Consider the following 1,534-nt stretch of genomic DNA (forward strand, 5'->3'; position numbering starts at 1 on the left):
CAGGCTGTCGAGAAACTCTCTCGACAGCCTGTTTTTTTGTTTATTTTACTACTTTTCCGATGTACACTAAAAGAAAATGAAGGAGCGAGGTCTCATGATTGGTCCCGTCAAAAACCATCGTCATGAACAGGTCACCGTCTCGATTGATGAACTCGTACCGCAAGATCATTTTCTCCGCACCGTTGATGCCTTGATTGATTTTTCTTTCATTGAAACGATTGCTTCACCATATTATTGCCCGGATAATGGCCGACCGGCCATTCCCCCGATTACGTTATTCAAGATGCTGTTTATCGGTTATTTCTATGGCATTCGTTCGGAGCGTCAATTGGAAAAGGAAATTCAAATGAACAATGCCTATCGCTGGTTCCTGGGCTACTCCCTGACCGACCGCATTCCCGATCACTCCACGATCAGCTTTAACCGAAAAGGCCGCTTTGAAGATACGTCGGTCTTCGAAGAAATTTTCGACGAAACCGTCCGCCAAGCAAAAGCCCATGGCATGGTGAATGGGCGTCTGCTTCTATCGGATTCTACCCATATCAAAGCCAATGCCAATAAGAACAAGTTTATCCGCCAGGCAAAACCCGAAAAAGCGGTCAGCTACCTGAAGGAACTGGAACAAGCGGTCGACGCCGACCGGGAGGCACACGGAAAAAAGCACTGAAGCCGAAGAACGTTCGGCCGGTTGCCCCATCCAAACCGGCGATGACCCGCGAAAGCGTGACCGATCCGGATAGCGGCTTCCTCATGCGCAACCAGAAACCCCAAGGGTTTTTCTATCTCGACCACCGGACGGTGGATGCCAAATATAATTTCATCACGGATACGTACATCACGGCCGGCAATGTCAACGATGCCGTCCCTTATTTGGATCGGCTCACTGTGCAAAAACAGAAATTCGATTTCCCCGTGGAAGCCGTTGCCCTGGACGCCGGCTATTTTACCGGCCACATCTGCAAAACCTTAAATGAAGCCGGAACGTTTGTGATCATGGGAACCCGCCGGTTCAAAGGCGGAAATCCCAAAGTGCCGAAACGGTTATTTACGTATGTAGCTTCATTGGACGCCTATGCATGTCCGATGGGTTGCAAGTTGTCCTACGCCACGACAGATCGCAAAGGGAATCGCCATTATAAAAGCCGGCCGCAGGACTGTGCCAATTGCCCGCTGCGCCCGGACTGTTTTTCCGCGAAAAGCAAACAACGCTCAGTGTCCCGGCACATTTGGGAAGACGAAAAAGAAAAGGTGCGCGCCAACAAACGGACCCCCAGCGGAAAAAAGCTGTACAAGTTGCGAAGCCAGACCATCGAACGGAGTTTCGCCGATGCGAAAGAACTTCATGGTTTCCGCTACGCTAGGCGCCGAGGGCGCAAGTCTGTCCAAGAACAGGCTTATCTAACCGCCGCAGCGCAGAATATCAAAAAAATGACCCTCCTGCTTAACAGGAGGGTCTAAAAACTCGATGTTCAATTGATTTTTCATTCAAAAACAAAGAGCTTGATGGTCAAAACCTTAGTTTCTCAACAAGCTG

General features: G+C 49.6%; 1 protein-coding gene. It reads left to right on the forward strand.

Annotated features, from left to right (window positions below; translation table 11 throughout):
* Nucleotides 1-94: 94 nt before the first annotated feature.
* A protein-coding gene (locus HU147_RS19000; protein ID WP_224077658.1) for an IS1182 family transposase occupies nucleotides 95-1,458 on the forward strand; the annotation gives its coding sequence in 2 pieces (ribosomal slippage) (nucleotides 95-662 and nucleotides 662-1,458; 1,365 coding nt in all).
* The last annotated feature ends 76 nt before the right edge of the window (nucleotides 1,459-1,534 follow it).

Origin of the sequence: Planococcus chinensis, assembly GCF_020071995.1 — a bacterium.
In the GTDB taxonomy this organism is placed as follows: Bacteria; Bacillota; Bacilli; order Bacillales_A; family Planococcaceae; genus Planococcus; species Planococcus chinensis_A.